The 20,281-nt window shown below is 45.0% G+C and carries 14 protein-coding genes and 1 tRNA gene; 4 read left to right on the forward strand and 11 right to left on the reverse strand.

Annotated features, from left to right (window positions below; genetic code table 11):
• Nucleotides 1-38 precede the first annotated feature (38 nt).
• The 3 genes from BACPLE_RS04725 to BACPLE_RS04735 are packed head-to-tail and all read right to left on the reverse strand — an operon-like array spanning nt 39 to nt 4,219.
• Nucleotides 39-971, reverse strand: a complete 933-nt coding sequence (locus BACPLE_RS04725; protein ID WP_007559398.1) for a bifunctional riboflavin kinase/FAD synthetase — start codon at nt 969-971, stop codon at nt 39-41.
• A complete protein-coding gene (locus BACPLE_RS04730) occupies nt 972-1,595 on the reverse strand; it encodes an HAD family hydrolase (RefSeq protein WP_007559400.1) in 624 nt (207 codons plus the stop codon).
• Nucleotides 1,592-4,219 carry a calcium-translocating P-type ATPase, PMCA-type gene (locus tag BACPLE_RS04735; protein WP_007559401.1) on the reverse strand — a complete coding sequence of 876 codons (2,628 nt, stop codon included), beginning with the start codon at nt 4,217-4,219 and terminating at the stop codon, nt 1,592-1,594. Before BACPLE_RS04735 ends, BACPLE_RS04730 begins: the two co-directional genes overlap by 4 nt.
• A 162-nt stretch (nt 4,220-4,381) precedes the next feature.
• Between BACPLE_RS04735 and BACPLE_RS04740 the strand changes: the two genes are divergently transcribed.
• Nucleotides 4,382-4,455 (forward strand) — tRNA-Ile (locus BACPLE_RS04740).
• Between the two features lie 151 nt (nt 4,456-4,606).
• Complete coding sequence (locus BACPLE_RS04745) at nt 4,607-5,365, forward strand: NigD1/NigD2 family lipoprotein (protein WP_007559402.1); 759 nt, start codon at nt 4,607-4,609, stop codon at nt 5,363-5,365.
• A gap of 328 nt (nt 5,366-5,693) precedes the next feature.
• On the opposite strand, the gene BACPLE_RS04750 is transcribed toward BACPLE_RS04745, so the two are convergent.
• Genes BACPLE_RS04750 through ruvB form a run of 5 tightly spaced genes read right to left on the reverse strand, consistent with a single transcriptional unit; the run spans nt 5,694 to nt 10,940 of the window.
• The gene (locus tag BACPLE_RS04750) at nt 5,694-6,599 is read right to left on the reverse strand and encodes an IS3 family transposase (protein ID WP_148374617.1); all 906 of its coding nucleotides are present in this window, start codon (nt 6,597-6,599) and stop codon (nt 5,694-5,696) included.
• Nucleotides 6,599-6,955, reverse strand: a complete 357-nt coding sequence (locus BACPLE_RS04755; protein WP_007559405.1) for a hypothetical protein — start codon at nt 6,953-6,955, stop codon at nt 6,599-6,601. The genes BACPLE_RS04750 and BACPLE_RS04755 overlap by 1 nt, the downstream gene beginning before the upstream one ends.
• 48 nt (nt 6,956-7,003) lie before the next feature.
• Nucleotides 7,004-8,362: a TIGR00341 family protein gene (locus tag BACPLE_RS04760; RefSeq protein WP_007559406.1), complete on the reverse strand. Its 1,359-nt coding sequence runs from the start codon at nt 8,360-8,362 to the stop codon at nt 7,004-7,006.
• Between the two features lie 53 nt (nt 8,363-8,415).
• On the reverse strand, nt 8,416-9,906 hold the full coding sequence (locus tag BACPLE_RS04765; protein ID WP_007559407.1) for an oligosaccharide flippase family protein: 1,491 nt from the start codon (nt 9,904-9,906) through the stop codon (nt 8,416-8,418).
• 8 nt (nt 9,907-9,914) lie between these two features.
• Nucleotides 9,915-10,940: a Holliday junction branch migration DNA helicase RuvB gene (gene ruvB / locus BACPLE_RS04770; protein WP_007559408.1), complete on the reverse strand. Its 1,026-nt coding sequence runs from the start codon at nt 10,938-10,940 to the stop codon at nt 9,915-9,917.
• Nucleotides 10,941-11,059: 119 nt separating this feature from the next.
• Here ruvB and BACPLE_RS04775 point away from each other — a divergent pair, with 119 nt between their 5' ends.
• Together BACPLE_RS04775 and mnmA are read left to right on the forward strand one after the other, a co-directional pair.
• Nucleotides 11,060-11,866, forward strand: coding sequence for a 4Fe-4S binding protein (locus BACPLE_RS04775; RefSeq protein ID WP_007559410.1), 807 nt, complete (start codon nt 11,060-11,062; stop codon nt 11,864-11,866).
• A gap of 17 nt (nt 11,867-11,883) precedes the next feature.
• Nucleotides 11,884-13,011, forward strand: a complete 1,128-nt coding sequence (gene mnmA, locus BACPLE_RS04780; RefSeq protein ID WP_007559411.1) for a tRNA 2-thiouridine(34) synthase MnmA — start codon at nt 11,884-11,886, stop codon at nt 13,009-13,011.
• Nucleotides 13,012-13,087: 76 nt separating this feature from the next.
• Here the strand turns inward: mnmA and BACPLE_RS04785 are convergent, their stop codons facing one another.
• The 3 genes from BACPLE_RS04785 to BACPLE_RS04795 are packed head-to-tail and all read right to left on the reverse strand — an operon-like array spanning nt 13,088 to nt 20,273.
• Nucleotides 13,088-14,629 carry a sulfatase family protein gene (locus BACPLE_RS04785; RefSeq protein ID WP_235777906.1) on the reverse strand — a complete coding sequence of 514 codons (1,542 nt, stop codon included), beginning with the start codon at nt 14,627-14,629 and terminating at the stop codon, nt 13,088-13,090.
• 51 nt (nt 14,630-14,680) lie between these two features.
• The gene (locus BACPLE_RS04790) at nt 14,681-18,262 is read right to left on the reverse strand and encodes a glycoside hydrolase family 2 TIM barrel-domain containing protein (protein WP_040312421.1); all 3,582 of its coding nucleotides are present in this window, start codon (nt 18,260-18,262) and stop codon (nt 14,681-14,683) included.
• A gap of 13 nt (nt 18,263-18,275) precedes the next feature.
• The gene (locus tag BACPLE_RS04795) at nt 18,276-20,273 is read right to left on the reverse strand and encodes a family 20 glycosylhydrolase (RefSeq protein ID WP_040312453.1); all 1,998 of its coding nucleotides are present in this window, start codon (nt 20,271-20,273) and stop codon (nt 18,276-18,278) included.
• Nucleotides 20,274-20,281: the final 8 nt, after the last annotated feature.

Below are 20,281 nucleotides of genomic sequence, written 5' to 3' on the forward strand. Positions count from 1 at the left end.
CTGCAAAGATACAGACAATTCAAATGCTGCCAAATAGTTTATTCCTTTTGGTCTAAAAGTTTTTTTGCAACAATCTTATCTTTTTGCAATTGCAACGTCAACTCTTCCACATTTTCAAATTTTACTTCAGGACGTATATAGTCTATAAACTCTACTTTTATGGTTTCCTGATAAATATCCTTTTCAAAATCCAGGATATGCACCTCCACTGTTATTGACTTGTCTCCATCGTGTACAGTCGGACAACTTCCAATGTTCAGCATTCCCTCGTACCGTTTTCCTCCTAAATAGACATATACCGCATACACTCCTGATGCAGGTAATAGTTTATCTGCGCACAAAGGCTGAATATTGGCTGTAGGGAAGCCCAAAGTACGCCCTACCTTACGACCGTCAACCACCCTTCCGGTCAAATAATAATGATAACCTAGATAAGAATTTGCCAATTCTATCTTTCCCTCACACAAGCAAGAACGAATCAAGGTAGAACTGACAGAAACTCCATCTTCCGTTAAGGCCTTAGATTGCATCACTCGCATACCAAATTCTTTCCCATATTGGCAATACTCCTGAAAACCTTCATCCTTACTATGACCAAAATGATGATCATAGCCTACAAAAAGAGTCTGCACTTGATATTCTTCATGCAGAACCTTCATAAATTCACGAGCAGATAGCAGCGACAACTCCTTTGTGAAAGGCAACAACACGCAATACTCTATCGGTGATTGTTCAAAACGTTCTATTTTCTGAGAAAGACACGTGAGCAGCCGAGGACGAAAACTGGTATCCAAAACCTGCCGAGGATGATTAGCAAAAGTTATCAAACAAGAAGCGATACCTTCTGCCTTGGCAATATTATGAACTTGCTCAAGCAAATATTGATGTCCTCTATGTACTCCATCAAAACAGCCTATCGTCGCTACACATGGGGGAAGACTTATACTTGCAGAACCTGTAACTATTTCCATTTATTTACTTATGAAATTTTGAAGTTGTATTTCCAGATTATCTCCTGGAACATAGTGAAAAACTTTAATCCCTAATAAAGAAGCTGCCTGACAATTATCTTTGGAATCATCTACAAAAAGAGTTTCTTCTGCTTTAATCCCTGCCTCTTTCAATACGGTCCGAAAAATTTCAGCATCAGGCTTTGCTAAATGCATCTGATATGAAAGAAACACTCGCGTAAAGCAACCAAGCATCTGCATTCCTTTATAAACGAACTTATCAGCACAATGCTCCCAATGCAAATCATTTGTATTACTTAATAAATACAATTTATAGTTCTCTTGAAGTTTCAATAACAATTCGAACTTATAATCTGGAATATCTTTCAACATAGCATTCCATATCTGATCTATCTCCTCACCCGGAAGTTCACGACCCACTTCTTTGCAAATACGATCCCGAAACTGGTCCGTAGTCAGTGTGCCGCACTCATACTCCTTAAAGAATCCTTTTTCATTCGTTCCGGTCATCCACTGACGCACTTCACGCAGTCCAACCTCCTCCAAACGTTCCATACAACGGTTAACATCCAAGTCAAGGAGCACACCGCCTAAATCAAATATAATATTTTTAATCCGGTTCATTTTTTCATCATCCGTTTAACTCCTCGCCAAATCTCACCAATCCAAAGTACCACAGAAGTACCGGCTATGATATAAGCCCATTCCAATGCAGGCAAAGGCTCTGTACGGAAAACCTTGCCTCCAAAAGTAACAATAATGAACTGACCAACCAGAATAATCAATGCCACTCCTAACATACCCATCGCATGACCGGCATCTTTAAAGATAGAATGATTCGTACCAAATACGCTGGCATTAAACAGGTTCCAGAACTGCAGCATGACAAAAATCGTAAAGAAGACAGTCAGATGATGCACATCCATACCGCCAGGCATGTTCTTAAAGAAAGCCAGCAGCCCCATCAGTACAATCAAGAATCCGGCACCCACACCGAATATATTGTTCCGCATGGCAGGAGATATGATAAAATCAGTACGCTTGCGAGGTTTTTCATTCATTACATCCATGCTCGGTGCAATAGACGCCAACGCCATTGCTGCAAATGTATCCATAATCAGGTTCACCCACAGCATTTGAGTAACCGTCAGCGGAAGCTCCGTACCTAAAAAGGCACCCAGCAACACGCTCAGCAAAGCTACTACATTGATGGTCAGCTGGAACACAATAAAGCGCTGGATATTCTTATACAACGAACGTCCCCACATCACTGCAGTAGCAATGCTATGGAAGGAGTCATCCAACAACGTAATATCACTGGCCTCTTTCGCCACAGAAGTACCTGTTCCCATAGACAAACCCACCTGTGCATGATTCAATGCCGGTGCGTCATTTGTTCCGTCACCAGTCACTGCTACTACTTCACCTTTTTGCTGAAGCAACTGTACCAGACGTTGCTTATCCATCGGACGTGCACGGCTCATCACCTTCAAATCGACCACTCTTTCCAAAGCTTCTTCATCGCTCAAGGCAGCGAACTCCACTCCGGTAATGCGGTTCCGTTCCGTATCTTCCGATGTCCACAGCCCGATTTGTCGTGCGATTTCAGTTGCTGTGCCCGGAGTATCTCCCGTTACAATCTTCACACGGATACCAGCCGACTGACATTTCTTCACCGCATCAGGCACATCCGGACGAATCGGGTCACTGATAGCGAAAATTCCCATAAATGTCAATCCGCCTTCTTTCACCAGTTCCGCACAATCCGTATTGCTATTTTCAGGTATCACCTTATAAGCCACTCCCAATGTACGCATAGCCTGATTCTGGTAAGCCAAAAGCTGTTCATTATATTGCTTAATCCGGCTTCCTTCCAGATTACATTTTCCCATCACTATCTCAGGAGCCCCCTTCACATAAAGTACACGTGCGTTCAAGACAGAAGACTCGACCAGCGTAGCCATGTATTTTCTTTCCGTAGAAAAAGTAAGCTGATTTACCGTCTTTGCCTGATTTCTCAATGAAATGTAATCCACTCCCTGTTCATTCAGCCAAAGCAAAAGAGCCACCTCCGTAGGGTTTCCTACTCCGGACGGCTTACCTTCTCCTTCTTTCTCTTCCAGGAAAGCGGTAGAGTTTGTCGCTATGCCTTCTGCTATCAGGTTCTTCTGAGATTCATCCAACTGCGCATCATACACCTGCATCAGGTTCTGTGTCAGTGTACCTGTCTTATCTGTACAAATCACCGTAATGGCTCCCATTGTTTCGCATGCATGCATCTTACGAACCAGATTGTTCGTTTTCAGCATACGGCGCATGTTCAATGCCAGACTCAAGGTCACACTCATAGGCAATCCTTCCGGTACCGCTACCACAATCAAGGTGACAGCCATCATAAAATACTTCAACACGATACGTGCTATTTCAAGCCACTGATGCCAGTCGGTCACAGCCGTCACACTCAAATACGCATACAAATCTTTCGCTGTAAAGATTACGAAAGTCAATATGGCAATTGTAAAACCAACCTTTCCTATCAGATTAGCCAATTTAGTCAATTGTAAATTCAACGGAGTCTGTTCCTGGCTTTGTTCTGTAGCCTGCCGAGCCACCTTACCAATTTCGGTAGCATCTCCCACTCTTTCTACGCACATCACTCCGTGACCATCCGTTACTGTCGTTCCACGCATTACGGAATTGGACGGATAAGTAGCTTCTTCATCAAAATGAGCCTCATCCGTGGTTTTATTCACCATCAACTCACCAGTTAGGCTTGATTCATTTACTTGTAATGACACTGCTTCCAGTAATACCCCGTCTGCCGGAATTTCATCACCGGTATTCAATATCACCACATCCCCTACGACAATATCTTTTTTAGGAATCTCATGTACTTTACCATTACGAATTACCATTACCGGAGTCTCCTCTCCTACGGCATTCAACAAATCAAATTTCTTATTGGCATCATATTCAAAATAGAATCCAATGCCGGTAGCCAAAAAAATAGCAAAAAATATACCGATTGTCTCTGCATATTCACTTTCAATAATTGAAATTAGCAAAGAAAAAGCTGCTGCAACAAGTAGCACTTTAATAACCGGGTCCTGAAACTTCTCCAGATACAGTTTCCAGATTGACGGACGTTTGGGAGGAGTCAACAGATTCACCCCATATTTTTGACGACTTTGAAGAACTTCTTGATCAGTTAACCCCTTAAAACGAGAATCTTGTGTGTTGTGTGACATACGTCTGATAATTAATTATTAATGTCGGCAAAAATACAACATATATTGCAAGCATCTGTCCCATTAGTTTTTTTTATCATTTTTTTCTAGCTAAATATTGCAGATTTCAACTCAAACCATTACTTTTGCAACGCATTTCCAAACTAATTCTTTTGGAATACCGGACTTGTAGCTCAGTTGGTTAGAGCAACAGACTCATAATCTGGAGGTCCCAGGTTCAAGCCCTGGCTGGTCCACGAAAAGCAGTTACGAAATTCGTAACTGCTTTTTTTATGTCTTTGCGAAAAAATGAAACACCATTTAACCATTTTACATGCAGGAATTACCCACTTCAAGCATTTTATGTACAAACAACAAGAAGAAAGTAAACTTAAAAAATAATGTATTATGAAAGCTCAATCATTCATTCGCAAAGGTTTTTTCATCCTGACAACTCTGTGTTTGTCTATGGGGATTCAATCATGTCTGGACGATGACGATAACAACCTTTCTCTTTCACACTATTACGCCAATGCACTTGTCACTGTAAAACAGAGTGCAGACAATACACCGTATCTGCAACTGGATGACAGCACAACCTTGCGTCCGGTAAATATGACAACTTCTCCCTTTGGCGAGAAGGAGGTAAGAGCACTGGCCAATATTGAATTGGCTGACGCAGCTCCTCAGGAGTATGACAAAGCTGTATTCATCAACTGGATAGACAGTATACTGACCAAACCGATGGCTCCTAATTGGGGAGAAGAGGAAAATAATCATACGTATGGAAACGACCCAGTAGAAATACTGAATGACTGGGTAACCATTGCGGAAGATGGATACCTGACACTCCGGTTTGCCACTCGCTGGGGTAACGGACAATCACATTTCGTCAACCTGATCAGTACACAGAATCCGGACAATTCTTATGAGGTAGAATTCCGCCACAATGCCTTTGGTGATACAGAGGGTAAAATGGGAGATGCACTGGTTGCTTTCAAGCTGGATGAACTGCCCGATACGCAGGGAGAAACTGTCAAACTGAAACTGAAATGGAATTCTTTCAGCGGAGAAAAGTCGGCAGAATTCGATTACTGTACCAGGAAAGCCACGAACCCACAGGCTCAGGAAGTCACTGCCATCCGCTGCACACAGAAAGTGAAATAAGTTAATTTTTAGCAACTAAAAAAACGCTTAGGCATTCGAACTAAAATACCTAAGCGTTTTCATTGAAACGCCTAAGAGTTTTAAATCAAACGCTTAGGCGTTTTAGTTAAAATGTACTTGCGTTGAAGTGTACTGAAAATAGTTGTCAGTTTGAAGATTAATTCCTGACAAAAGTTGACAGGTTAAACATTATATTCCTAGAAAGGTTGTCAGTTCTGCAAAACTACAACAAAAAATCAATATCGATATATTTACTCCTTAAAAACTCATCGCTCGGGGAGCGCCATGCGGCAAGGGGCGGGAGTCCCCGCCCCGACGAGCACATCTTTCAGTTATACCGATATTCCATAAGAGGGTTTCCTCCTCTGCCTGAAAAGACTTCCATAGGAGTCTTCATACCCAGTGCCCTGTGTGGTCTGGCATTGTTGTACATCGCTACGGATTTACTTACGGCTTCCTCTGCCTGTCTGAAGTCCATATCACCTTCATTGAAGAGCCACCCGTTCTTCAGGGTGTTGTTCATCCTCTCGGCCAGGGCATTGTGAAGCGGGTCTCCCGTCTGGGTCATGCTGATTCTGATGCCTTGTGAAAGCAGCAGGTTCGTGTACTGCTTCGAGGCATACTGCACGCCACGGTCAGAGTGGTGTATCATGCCCTCCGTACTGATTCCGTAGGCACGGTAGGTCTCCAGAGCCATGTACATAGCTCTCAGCGGTCCCTCTGCATCCAGACTCCTGCTCAGGCAGTATCCGACTATGTATCTGCTGTAGGCGTCAGTCACCAGTGAAAGATAGGCAAAACCTTCTCTGGTATAGATATAGGTGATGTCCGCCACCACAAGCCGGCCATTGCCCGCAGGCGTGTACTTGGGAGAAGTGTTTACAAGATCCCTGTAAAGACGGTAACCGTGTCTGGAGTCCGTGGTACGAGGACGGTACCTTGTCCGCCTGAGCATGAGCGAGTTGAAACGGAGCACATTGTAAAACCTGTCCCGTCCTATGGTGAACTTTTCCCTGAAGTATTCACGGCAGAGTGTGTAGAGTTCCCGACAGCCCGCTTTGGGAAGACATTCCTTCTGGCGGACGTACAGGCAGTACAATACAATGCTGGCAGAGAGTATGTCAGCCTCGTTTGAGGCATAGTCATGCTTGTAGTATCCCTGTGCTGATATGCCAAGCAATCTGCAAAGCGGACGCACGCGGTAACGGCGTCCGCCTTGAGACAGGCCTCGGATTACTTGGCACCGGAGTTTTTTCTTACCGGAATGTTATAGGTCTTTTCCGCAAGGTCGATCATGTAGTCGTAGGCGTCACGGGCCATGTTGGACTGCTTCAACTCTACTTCCAAGGACTTGATTTTCCGCTCGAGCTCATGAATACGGTCATGAAGCTCCTGCTCGGTCTGACTTAGTTTCTTGCTCATAATGGGACTTGGTTTATCTTCAAGCCCAAAGATACGAAGCCAGCGGCTAATTGTGGTGCGTTTCAGACCTTTTTCTCGTTCAAATTCACTGTGGTTCTGAGAAGAACACATATATTCTTCCAGATAAGACAGGCATTCTGCCTTTGAAAACTTTCGATTTTTACGCATGTTACTAAATAAATTGTGTCAACTTATTTAGTACACTACAGTTTTAAATCACTCCACAATCAGCTGTAAATGAGCATCTCCTGTCTTTGCTTTCAGCCATTTCACGATTTTATCGCGACTCTTCGAATCAGGCACCCGCTGACAATCAATAATGGCGTATGTCAAGGTGTCTATCCGGGAACTGTCAACTGACAGGCGAAGACTCTTTGAAACAGAAAGAGTTTTAATTTCGGGGAACAAGACTTTTAACTCCTGCCCTAACTGCTTACCCATCCAGTCTGAACCGGAAAAGTCAGCCAATTGCTTATGCAGGGTATTGATTTCCTCATCCTGCTCCTTCAAGCGTTTTTCGCTGTTCCGATAGAAATCTTCCATCACCATCGACTTAATGTTGCTGATGTCTACCGCACTGCCGTCACCCATTCCTTGAAATACTACCAAATTGGTTTTTGCCAGATTATAATCCGCCAAACGATGCTGGGCAGCCGCAATCTGATCTTTTGAGACTTCCTTTCCGACAAACACAACCTTTATTTCACGCTTGTCATAGGAAATTTCCCGACTTAAAATCTGAGAGTCAGGGAACTGCAGTTCTTCTGCAATGAAATGATTGGCTGCAGACTGGTAGAAGGTTTCCCGCACAATATTATAAGTAAGGTAAACAGCCGGACACATCGTACCGATGGTTATCCAGATGATATAGCGTTTTACCAACTTTTCACGAGCTTTATCTACAAACTGCTTGCGCTGGAAGTGCATCACCCGCACCCCAATGTAAGTGGCCAGACTGATAAAAACGGAGTTAATGAAATACAAATAGAAGGCACCTAAAAAATACAGCAGATTCCCCGTGGCAATACCGAAACCAGCCGTACACAACGGCGGCATCAAGGCTGTAGCAATGGCCACACCCGGTATTACATTTCCCTTTTCCTTCGTTGCCAATGCCACAATGCCAGCCAGACCACCCACTAAGGCTATGAACACATCGTAAATGGTAGGCGAGGTACGTGCCAACAATTCCGACTGAACTTCATCCAGCGGAGTAAAAGAAAAATAAATCGTGGCAGTCGTCACACTGAACAGCGTAGCTACCAGGTAACTTTTCAGTGAACGCTTCATCAGCTCGAAATCATTCAGTCCGATAGAAAGTCCCACTCCCATGATAGGTCCCATCAAAGGAGAAATCAACATGGCACCGATGATTACCGCCGTAGAATTGACATTCAGTCCCAGTGAAGCAATAAAGGTAGCAAAAATCAAGACCCAAAGATTGGTCCCTTTAAACTCTACCCCACTGCGGATGGCATCTACCGTCAGCTGTTCATCTTCCTTGCTCCGGTTCAAGTCCAGATACTCATTGAAGAATTTACGAAGGAGGAATTTCCTCTTGTTCCCTAGTTCCATACTTATCCGATTTATAAATTACAATTCAGCCTATATGCCCCACCCCACATTTCTTATTTAAAGAAACGGTTGACAAATGGAAGACTCCTTAAAGGTAAATCTTTTTTGATAATAAATGCCACAAAAACCAATATTAATAAGGTGCGGTAACTTAAACGTAACCAAAGGTTGGCAATAGGTGTTTCTTGTGACAAGGCATAAAGCACCAACGCCAAAATCAGATAGGCAGTCATCCGCTTCAACGGATAAGCCACAGGGTATTTTTTCTGTCCGATGAAATAAGACAACAGGGTAATCACGCCATATCCGGCTACAGATGCCCAGGCCGAAGCTACATAACCATAAGTAGGCACCAGCCAGATGTTCAAGCCTAAAATCACGACACATCCGATAAGAGAGAAGTAAGCTCCCCAATAGGTTTCATCCGTCAGCTTATACCAGAAAGAAAGGTTGAAATAAATACCTTTGATTATCTCGGCCAGCATCACGATGGCTACTACGCTCAGTCCTTCCCAATAGTCGGAAGCTACCATGTACTTCAGGATGTCCATGTAGCCCATCACGGCCAAGAATGCCAAAAGAGAAAAGATAAAGAAGTACTTCATGGCAGAAGAATACATCTTCTTGCTGTCAGCATCTTTATTTTTGCCGAAGACAAAGGGCTCGTAGGCATAACGGAAAGCCTGGGTAAACATGGCCATGACTAAAGCTACCTTACTGGTGGCACTGTAAATACCCAGCTGTACCAGTCCCTCCGAACGGTCATCAAACAGATAGGGATAAATCATCTTGTCGACCGTCTGATTGAGGATACCGACCAGCCCGAATATCAGAATCGGGAAAGAGTAGTTGATCATGCGCTTCATCAGTACCTTATCCATACGGTAGGACACACCGCGCAGCTCGGGTATGAAGAAGAACATCTGCAAGGCCGACATAATCAGGTTGGACACGAAAATATATCCTACCAGATAATCGGGGTTATAGAACCAGCTGACAGTTTCGTGCGCATAGACATCGAGCCACGGACAAACCAGCAGAAAGAAAAGATTCAGCAGAATGTTTCCTATGATGTTCAGCAATTTGATGGCCGCAAACTTGACAGGCCGTTTCTTATAACGCAGGTAGGCGAAAGGTATACATTGAAAGGAATCGAGGGCCACCACACACACCATCATGGCAATATAGTCGGGATGGTCCGGATACTCCAACAAGGCTGAAAGCGGATGCAAAAAAGCCATACACAGCACCACAAACAGCAGCGAGAGTCCTCCCACAAATAACAGAGAATTGGCATATACCTTTTGCGCATCCTCGTCCGACTTATTGGCAAAACGGAAAAATCCCGTTTCCATACCAAAGGTCAGCAACACCAGAATCAGTGCCGTATAGGCATATACATTCGACACTACTCCATATCCTCCAGAAGCAGCAGGAAGTACTGCCGTGTAAAGAGGAACCAACAAATAATTCAAAAAACGTCCTACGATACTGCTCAGTCCATAAATGGCAGTATCCTTTGCCAAAGATTTTATTCCGGCCATAATGTTTATCAATCAAACAGCGTTCTTTCGCTATTGTATTTACTTTTTCCTAAATGTTTATATGCCAGTTCTGTCACTTCGCGGCCTCTGGGGGTACGCTTCAGGAAGCCTTCTTTTATCAGGAAGGGTTCGTACACTTCTTCCAGCGTACCAGGGTCTTCACCCAAAGCTGTCGCAATGGTAGTCAGTCCCACAGGTCCTCCCTTGAACTTGTCTATAATCGTGCACAGAATCTTGTTGTCTATCTCATCCAGACCATACTGGTCAATGTTCAGGGCCTCCAATGCAAAACGGGCAATCTCCAAATCAATTCTTCCCGAACCTTTCACCTGTGCAAAGTCGCGCACACGTCGCAACAAGGCATTGGCTATACGGGGGGTACCACGGCTACGGGAAGCTATCTCTCCTGCCGCATCTGCATCACACGGCACATCCAAGATGTGTGCGGAGCGCAAGATGATGCGTGAAAGTACTGAATCATCATAATACTCCAGGTGCAGGTTGATGCCAAAGCGGGCACGAAGCGGGGCTGTAAGCAAACCACTGCGTGTAGTGGCTCCCACCAACGTAAACGGATTCAGGTCAATCTGTATGCTGCGGGCAGAAGGCCCCTTGTCAATCATGATGTCGATACGATAGTCTTCCATGGCAGAATAGAGGTATTCTTCCACTACCGGACTCAGACGGTGAATCTCATCAATAAACAGCACATCATTCGGCTCCAAGCTGGTCAGTACTCCGGCCAAATCACCTGGTTTGTCGAGCACCGGTCCTGAAGTCACTTTAAATCCCACCCCTAATTCATTGGCAATAATGTTGCTCAGTGTGGTCTTTCCTAATCCGGGAGGGCCATGCAACAAGACATGGTCAAGCGCTTCTGCACGAAGTCTCGCCGCTTTTACAAAGATGCGCAGGTTATCCACCACCTTGTCCTGTCCGCTGAAATCTTCGAACTGAAGCGGGCGAAGAGCGTTCTCAAAATCACGCTCTTTTCCGGTTGGTTTATAATCGCGTATGTCAAATTGTTCTTCCATAAATTCTTTAAAAGTATGACTACAAAAGTACGAATAAAAGAAGAATCCCCGATGAAGAATCCCGATTTTCGTTTATATATTGTATTTTTGTCTACTACAAAAACTATTAGAATAAGCTTATGACATCAGCAACAACCCAACTCAATGGTACCCGTCTGATATTCTTCTCACCCACACAGACCTCGGCCAAGATTGCACGAGCTATCGGAGAAGGTATCGGCATGGGAAGAAGAATGGAAACAGACCTGACGCTGGATGAACAAACCTCCCCTATCGAGATGAACGGAGAACTGTGCGTCATCGCCGTTCCGGTATACGGTGGCCGTGTAGCCGCTACGGCACTCCAGCGCCTGCAACGACTCAAAGGCAACGGCTCACCCGCCATCCTTGTCGTGGTATATGGCAACCGTGATTACGAGGATGCCTTACTGGAGCTCCGTGACACTGCTGTACAACTCGGTTTTGTACCTCTCACTGCAGGTGCGTTCATCGGGGAACATAGTTTTAGTACACCGGAACTTCCCATTGCTGCCGGACGTCCGGATACAGATGATTTGCAACAGGCCCGTGAGTTTGGAAAAAGTAGTCTGGAAAAATGGGAAAAACTGCAGGCAGCTGGAAACCCCATCACTGAATTAACGGTAAAAGGAAATTTTCCCTACAAACAACTGACACCCGGTGCCCCCGCCTGCCCGACTTGCACGGACGGTTGTTTTGCTTGTGGAGAATGTATTGAAGTCTGCCCCACACATGCCATCCATTTCAGTGAAGACCAGAGCTCCATTGAAACAGATATTCACAAGTGCATCAAATGCTGCGCCTGCGTGAAATGCTGCCCGAACGAAGCCCGCGAGTTCAGTACCCCGTTTGCTGCCATCCTTCACGAGAAGTTCAGCGCCCGCCGTCAGCCGGAATTATTCTTCTAACATAAAAACTTGTTTACATGAAAGAAAGAGAAAAACGGGTACTGGTTGGCATGAGTGGCGGGATAGACAGTTCGGCTGCCTGCATCATGCTTCAGGAACAAGGATATGAGGTAGTAGGTGTCACGATGCGTACCTGGGACGTAGCCTCTCATTTCACTCCCGGAAATGATCAGCCCAATGAAGTCATAGAAGCTCAGGAGCTGGCGGCACGTTTAGGTATCGAACACCACGTGGCCGATGTCCGTACGGAGTTCCGGCAAGTCATCGTACAGTATTTCATCGACGAATATATGCGTGGACGCACTCCCAACCCCTGTGTCATGTGCAACCCTTTATTTAAGGAACGGATTCTGTGTGAATGGGCAGACAAGTGTAACTGTGCCTGGATTGCTACAGGGCATTACTGCCAACTGAAAGACCTCAACGGTTATCGTTACATCCTGACCGGAGACGACCCGCTGAAGGACCAATCGTACTTTCTGTGGAAACTTCCACAAGAAATTCTGAAACGCATGATGTTTCCCTTAGGAGGAATGACCAAAGCCAGTGTACGCGATTACCTGGCATCCAAAGGTTTTGAAGCCAAAGCACGCGGAGGAGAAAGCATGGAAATCTGCTTCATCGAAAAAGATTACAGGGAATTCCTGAAAGAGCATTGTCCCGATATTGATGAGAGAATTGGTCCGGGATGGTTTGTGGACAACAAAGGCCTGAAACTGGGACAGCACAAGGGGTTTGCCTACTACACCATCGGCCAGCGAAAAGGCCTGGAGATTGCTTTGGGCAAACCGGCGTATGTGCTGAAAATCAATCCGGCCAAGAATACGGTCATGTTAGGGGATGCTGACCAGCTCAAAACTTACTACATGTTAGTGGAAGATTATAACGTGGCCAGCCTGGCAGAGTTACTCAACTGCAAGGAGCTTTCGGTACGTATCCGCTATCGCAGCCGCTCAATTCCCTGCCGTGTAATTCTGCTGGACAATGGGCAATTATTAGTCCGGTTTGAGCAAGAAGCTTCTGCTATCACTCCCGGCCAGTCAGCAGTGTTCTACGAGGGAAACCGTGTACTCGGAGGCGGCTTCATCGCCTCTCAACAAGCGATTAAGAAAATAGCTGCTGAGAATGAAGCTAAATTTCTATAGCATACCACAAAAAAATGTCCGGACTGCTCACTAAAGCCTTCCGGACATTTTTCATTTATAACTACCTTCTTACAAATTATTCCTTATCCCGTTCCGGCGAGAAACGTACGGGGTCATCATATTGTTCCTGCAGTTTCAGCATTTCTGCCTTCAACTCGTCAACCACTGCCTCATACTCCTTCTGTCCGTACAGATTGTGCATTTCATGCGGGTCTGCCTGCAAGTCGTACAATTCCCATGTATCAATGTCATTATAGAAATGAATCAGTTTATAACGGTCTGTACGCACTCCATAATGGCGTTTCACCATGTGCTCTGCCGGGTATTCATAGAAATGATAGTACAAAGCCTTACGCCAGTCTTTCGGATGCTCACCTTTCAGCAACGGCAACAAAGATACTCCATGCATATCAGACGGAATTTCTACTCCAGCCAAATCCAGGAAGGTAGGTCCATAGTCAATGTTCTGTACCATTTCAGTAATGTCTCCCCGACGAGTGAACCCATCCGGCAAACGCATAATCAGCGGAGTACGCATGGATTCTTCATACATGAAACGCTTGTCGAACCAACCATGTTCTCCCATATAGAATCCCTGGTCAGAAGTATACACTACCAGCGTATTCTCCAATAATCCTTTTTCCTTCAGATAGTCCAATACGCGACCCACATTGTCATCCAACGACTTCACCGTCTTCATATAGTCACGCATGTAACGTTGGAACTTCCAGTTGGCCAAATCCTTTCCTTGAGGATTTTTCTTATAGAAATCTTCGATGATAGGACCATAGAACTTCTCCCATGCTGCACGCTGAGCGGTATCCATTCGGCCAAGGAAACTTTCATACAATGTCTTCAAACGAGAGTTCTTGTCCGGGCGAAGCATCTTCAGGTCATAAATCATATCCATGTCCTTCACGATACTCATTTCCTGGGCGGCAGCTGCTTCACGTCCCTTATAGTCATCAAAGAAGTTATCCGGCAAAGGGAAGGTTTTGTCTTCATATAAGGCCAGATTACAAGTATCTGCCATCCAGTTGCGATGGATAGCCTTGTGGTGAATGAACAAGCAGAACGGCTTCTTGTCATCACGCTTGTGTTCCATCCAGTCGATGGCATCATCGGTAATGATGTTGGTTATGTAACCGTGCTTCTGAATGGTATCATTCTGTTGCGTAATGAAGTTCGGATTATAGTAATCCCCCTGTCCCGGCACAATTTGCCAGTAATCAAATCCTGAAGGTAGACTTTCCAGGTGCCACTTTCCGATAATCGCTGTCTGATAACCAGCCTTCTGCAACAGTTTCGGGAAGGTTTGCTGTGCACTGTCGAATACACAAGTAGTATTATCATAGAACTTATTGCCACAAGAATGCTTGCCTGTAATCATACAGGCACGGCTGGGACCACTCAACGAGTTTGCCACAAAACTGTTCGTAAAGCGCACTCCCTCATTGGCTATGCGATCCAAGTTGGGAGTTTCCATGTAGCGCGTATCATAACAGCTCATCATCTGTGCCGTATGGTCATCGGTCATAATGTACACAATGTTGTATTGCTTCTTTTCTTGCTTGTCGGCCTGCTGACAGGCTGTAGTGACGGCCGATAAAGCAACCATACCGGCAACGGGATAAAATTTATTCATAAGTCTACTTAGGTTATTCTATTCTTACAACGCAGATATACGGAGCTTATAGCTCATCGGTTTCTGCGGAATCTGGTATTTCAGCATGGTTTCCGGACCACAACTTGCATTTCCTATTCCACGCAAAGCGGCATCCAGGTGAAGTACCACGTATGGACGCGGTTGCAATTCCCAAGTATGTTTGGTATTCATCAAGTCCTCATCTGTATAACGCAAAGCAGAGAAAGAGACATTACCTTGTGTCTGGATACGAATACCCTTTCCTGAAGCATCCTTCAAGTCCATGCTACGTAAACCTTCCCGGTTACCCATAGACTGAGGTTTCACATACTTGCCGGTATCATTTGCATCCAGCGTGTAACGTCCCACAGGACATGCATCCTTGCGGTCAACATAATTTTCCCAAGGACCATGTGCATAATAGTCTACCTGAGTCAAAGTAGAATCCAGCAGGCAAACCAATCCACAGCGACGTAAGTTCGCAGTCTGAGGAGAGAAACGTACATCCATGTCTATTACTCCATTCGGCATAAATGTGTACACAATGTTGGTTGCACACAAAGAACCGCCACGAGACGTACTTACCTGTACGATTCCTTTATCTACACTCACCTCACAAGTACCAGCTGCATCCAGTCCGTTAGCCACGTCCTTAAATAAATCATTCTCAATCCAGCGATGATTATCATACAAAAAGCCGCCATTGTGACTGATGATTTCCTTTCCAGCCATATTCAACTGTACCATCTGTCCGGTAGCTTTATCAAAAGCTGCACGGAGATGCTTGTTGTAAAGCATCAACAGTTTATCGGTTTCCTGAATGGTCCATTCATTTTTCTTTTTCTTAAACGTCAATTTCGGCAAATCAGCTCTCTTCTGCAATTCAAACTGGCAAACAGCTACCTCATGTCCAGCTTCTGCCCATACAGCGGGTGCTAACATACGTACATGCAAATTGACCATCACTTCATCACCAGCCTTCTTGGCATCTGCCAAATTTACTCCTGACAGTTTCAGATTCAATACTGCAGAATCCCCCGGAAGGATATTTTCTAGTTTCAAGCTGTCAGCTCCCACAATCACTCCATTCTTCACGCTTTCCCATTTCAAATCGAACCCCTTCAATGACAAGAACGCATACTTGTTACGTACCTGCACATTGACTAGATTATGAGAAGCATCTGTACCTACACACTTAAAGGCTACATACTGATAAATGGCTTTCACCTCTTTCAGCTTCGGAGATTCCTCACGTGTAGCCGGCACAATACCGTTGGAACAGAAGTTACCCTGATGCGGGCCAGGGAAGTCATATCCTGTATGCAGGCGGTAAATACCTTTCTTTATTTCATGCGGTTCATAAATAGCCTGGTCTACCCAGTCCCAAATAGCTCCACCGATAGTAGCCGTACTACCTTCAATACTTTCCCAATATTCTTTCAGGTTACCGATGGCATTTCCCATGGCATGCGCATATTCACATACGAAAAGTGGTTTTTCAAACGCACTTACATGCTCATCCATCCAGTCCATGCTCGGATACATCTTGGAGTAGAAATCACTGAAACGGTTACCACCATACGACTTACCATCGCGTGTACCTTCATAATGTACCGGACGGCTATCCAGCTTTTTAGCAGCGTCATAACAATCACGGAAGTTGGCTCCTCCTCCGGCTTCATTACCCAAGCTCCAGAAAATCACACTCGGATGATTGCGGTCTCTCAGCACCATGCGATCAATACGGTCCACGAATGAAGGTATCCAGGAAGGCATGTCACTGATAGACTGGTTGGCATGGTCTTCCAGGTCAGCCTCATCCATTGTGTACAAACCATAGTAGTCAAACATGGCATACATCTTGGCTGCATTCGGATAATGAGACGTACGAATCGTATTGATATTGTTCTGTTTCATAGTCAGCACATCCCACAACATAGACTCTGTTGTCACCGCACGACCATATACCGGATGCGTATCGTGACGGTTGGTTCCCTTGAAGAACACTCGTTTGCCATTCAAGTAAAGCAATGAGCCTTTCACCTCTATGTCACGGAAACCGTACTTCGTAGAGAAAGCCATTTCATCTTTTCCTCCCTGACGCTGTATCACTTGCACAGTATACAAGGTAGGAGTTTCAGCAGTCCACAAAGACAAATCTGTCAAATCGAATGACACATTAGCCGTACTTACCGGAGAAGAAGGAGCATATTTCACAGCCACTTCCGATTCGGCTACCTTACGGCCTTCCGGATCTAACAGACGCACCTGCAAATTCTTGGTACCCTTCAGCTTGTCACGGTTATCCAAAGACAACTTCACATTCATGGTTCCACTCCTATAATTCTTCTCCTTATCCAATAGACAAGTAATGTAATGGTCGCGCACGCTGACTTTCGGTACATTATATAAATACACATCACGGAAGATACCACTCATGCGGAACATGTCCTGACATTCCAGATAAGAACCGTCACACCAGCGGAACACCTGCACAGCCAGACGATTTTCGCCCGGTTTCAGGTACTTGGTCACATCAAACTCAGCTACATTGTTTGCTCCTTGTGAATAGCCCACATATTTTCCGTTGAGATACACAAAAGCTGCACTGTAAATACCACCGAAATGAATGAAAGTACGTTTTCCATCCCAGCCTTCCGGCAAGTTAAACATACGTACATACGAACCTACCGGATTGATACCATAGTTCTTTCCGCCATCGTTAAAACCTTTACGAGCCTGAATATAAGGCGGTGTGTTGGCATGCGGGAATTCTACATTAGCATAAATCGGACGGTCGTAGCCCTGCATTTCCCAGTTAGACGGCACAGGAATACGGTCCCATCCCGATACATCGAAATCTTCCTTATAAAAATCTAGCGGACGTTGTGAGGGTTCTGATACCCAATGAAAAGCCCATGTACCGTTCAGCAGCATATAGGCAGAGTTATGTACTTCCTCCCAAGGGCGGTCATAGAAAGCCTTGTCTGCCAGCATATCTTTCTCTGAAGGATAAGGCATGTACGTGGCATGACCTGCTTCCTTATTTTCTTCAAAGCGAGTTTCATCTTCCCAGTACACTTTTTCGCGTGCAGCCATACCCGCTCCTTCGGGCATAGGTACAGCGCTTACCCGTATCTGGAACAAAGAAGCTTCCATCGTTTCAGCCTTCTTTCTGTCCATCAACTGCAGACGGCCGTCTTTCTGACATACCAGCATAAGTGATGGAGTATTGGCCGGAGCCAGTCTCACCCCGTTAGCGGTTTCCTGTATGCTCCACAACTGCGCCTCATCACTTCCATTCACCTCTGTAACGGCCAATGCCTTATGGTCTACGTCAGCTCTCAGCGCCTTGTCTTCGAATACATTCACAAAACGGAAACTTCCCGATAACTCGTTAATGTTCCACTGCTGTTTCTGGTCGTCCTTACTCAAGGATTTCAATATCACAGACGAACCCTTATCATAGCCCAGTACCTTATTTGATACCTTTGCAGGGAATACATTATAAAGCTTGTCTTTATCGTATCTGCTTTGCGAAGATACATTCTGAGCCATCCATACCAGAAGTCCCAAGACCATCAAAAAACGATAAATTCTAATCATAGCATTTGCAATATTAAAGTGGAATACATACTAAATTTCTAACTTTTCCTTTAAATCCCATTTTGGTATCTCCCAGCTGTTTCAAGGGGAAAATCAAGGTTTCCCGATACCATAATTTATCTTTTCGCTGCCACTTTTCATTGAAGACCTCTTTCACACGACCTTCCAGTCTTTCCTGCAGCTGTCCATTTACAAACAGGGAGGTACCCTTTTCATCTCCTTCAATTCTTACTTTTGTCCATTGTCCGGCAGGCAAACGATACGCATGGAACACAAACTCATATCCATCGCGACGGAAAGCAAACTTACCGGTATTCTGCCAGTTGGACACGAATTCTGAATGCGGACCTTTGAATAATATCGCATCAGCATTAGGCGTTGCATCCGGACACAATTCAAATTCCACCGCATAGGGATATCCAATTTCATCGACTTCCGTAGCCACCACTTCTGTACCTGACAAAGTCACTTCTTTTCCTGTTTCAGTCAGCGTAGTCTGTTTGTCTACCTTGGCCAACAGGTTTACCCCCGGAGCCTCAGGAGTAACCGCACAAAGCGCCATGAATTGTTCAAAAGGCACTTTATCGGCATTCTCACCTTTCCACATCTTTTCACACGCTACTTGTAGCCCTGGGAAAGTGCGAAGATGTACATCCTGTTCGCTGATTCCATTACCCACACGGTCGTTCCAGACCGCCAGCATCGCACCCAGGAAGTTGGGATGACGCACAGTCATCTTCGGGTCATCCTTCCGCATCATTTCCGGCATCCAGCTTTCATACAACCACTGATAGTCCAGGAAATCATGGTAATAATTTACGGCTGGAACTATATACAATAATCCGTCGCATAAATTTACGACCTTAGCTCCTGCATCCAGACAAGTCTGTACATCCATCCAGCCATGATTCCATGCACTTACCACCTTTCCCTTCAAATCCACAGGCGTATTTCCTTTCATCATGCTCAAGCTTCCCCATAAACGCGGAGTCTTACCATATTTCGATACGAAATCAAGATAATGATTTGTAAAATGACGGAACTGCTCTGCCTCTTTCTGATTGTATTCATCTGTTCCGATATGAACTTCCGGCCCTACAAACACCGGATTCTCGCCCGACAAATACTCGTCAAACAGTGCATCCACAAATTCGTAAACCTCCGGTTTGTATAAATCCAAATGGTCCATACCATACTCTTTCTTATCGGCTGCCAGACGCGGATTATAATGTGTGAAAGCCAATGAATGAGCCGGCACGTCAATCTCCGGTATCACATTTACCCCATAATGTGCTGCCATAATCTGAAAATCACGGAATTCTTCTTTAGTATAAGAGCCATCCTTTGCCGTCAGCCCCGGGAAACGTTCACTTTCAAGACGGAAAGCTGCATACGTCTTGTTCCAGTCATTGTCAAAAAATTCCACAAAGCCATTATCATTCAAATGTACCTGCAGTTCATTCATCTTATAGAACGAAAGAATCTTGACATAATCACGCAAGTAATCCATCGTAAAAAACTTACGGCCTACATCAATCATGAATCCTCGGTTCGGATACAAAGGAAAGTCCGTAGCCCGGCCCTTCATCAATCCTTCCGGTTGGTTATGAATCATCTGGAGCAACGTACGCGTTCCCCAGAAAACGCCTTTAGAAGTAGGTGCCTCAATGGTAACCTCACCCTGAATATTCATCCGGTATCCTTCCTCACCCAAAGTTTTGTCCGGCTTACCCAAAGTCAGATAAACAGTTCCTTTTTCTTTCTTTCCTACTACGACACTATACTCCCAACCAAACATTTCCTTCAGGTCCTGCGCCAGGATTTCAGCTTCCTCTTTCAGCTCGTTTTCTTCCTCCGGAGAAACGATTACTTTTCCAGTTTCCGGAAGCACCAGCTTTCCTTTTGCCGATTTCCACTGCTGCAAGGCAGGAATCACTTGTGGTACATTCTGGCCTACGGCCATCATCAGCCCACACAACCACATCACACTACATAGAATCAGATGTCTCATTGTATCAA

This window comes from Phocaeicola plebeius DSM 17135 (genome assembly GCF_000187895.1).
In the GTDB taxonomy this organism is placed as follows: Bacteria; Bacteroidota; Bacteroidia; order Bacteroidales; family Bacteroidaceae; genus Phocaeicola; species Phocaeicola plebeius.

What these genes read in the sequence shown, in the direction of transcription:
- BACPLE_RS04725 (WP_007559398.1), bottom strand. Translation starts at nt 971, where the DNA reads ATGGAAATAGTTACAGGTTCTGCAAGTATAAGTCTTCCCCCATGTGTA.
- BACPLE_RS04730 (WP_007559400.1), bottom strand. Translation starts at nt 1,595, where the DNA reads ATGAACCGGATTAAAAATATTATATTTGATTTAGGCGGTGTGCTCCTT.
- BACPLE_RS04735 (WP_007559401.1), bottom strand. Translation starts at nt 4,219, where the DNA reads ATGTCACACAACACACAAGATTCTCGTTTTAAGGGGTTAACTGATCAA.
- BACPLE_RS04745 (WP_007559402.1), top strand. Translation starts at nt 4,607, where the DNA reads ATGAAAGCTCAATCATTCATTCGCAAAGGTTTTTTCATCCTGACAACT.
- BACPLE_RS04755 (WP_007559405.1), bottom strand. Translation starts at nt 6,955, where the DNA reads ATGCGTAAAAATCGAAAGTTTTCAAAGGCAGAATGCCTGTCTTATCTG.
- BACPLE_RS04760 (WP_007559406.1), bottom strand. Translation starts at nt 8,362, where the DNA reads ATGGAACTAGGGAACAAGAGGAAATTCCTCCTTCGTAAATTCTTCAAT.
- BACPLE_RS04765 (WP_007559407.1), bottom strand. Translation starts at nt 9,906, where the DNA reads ATGGCCGGAATAAAATCTTTGGCAAAGGATACTGCCATTTATGGACTG.
- ruvB (WP_007559408.1), bottom strand. Translation starts at nt 10,940, where the DNA reads ATGGAAGAACAATTTGACATACGCGATTATAAACCAACCGGAAAAGAG.
- BACPLE_RS04775 (WP_007559410.1), top strand. Translation starts at nt 11,060, where the DNA reads ATGACATCAGCAACAACCCAACTCAATGGTACCCGTCTGATATTCTTC.
- mnmA (WP_007559411.1), top strand. Translation starts at nt 11,884, where the DNA reads ATGAAAGAAAGAGAAAAACGGGTACTGGTTGGCATGAGTGGCGGGATA.
- BACPLE_RS04785 (WP_235777906.1), bottom strand. Translation starts at nt 14,629, where the DNA reads ATGGTTGCTTTATCGGCCGTCACTACAGCCTGTCAGCAGGCCGACAAG.
- BACPLE_RS04790 (WP_040312421.1), bottom strand. Translation starts at nt 18,262, where the DNA reads ATGATTAGAATTTATCGTTTTTTGATGGTCTTGGGACTTCTGGTATGG.
- BACPLE_RS04795 (WP_040312453.1), bottom strand. Translation starts at nt 20,273, where the DNA reads ATGAGACATCTGATTCTATGTAGTGTGATGTGGTTGTGTGGGCTGATG.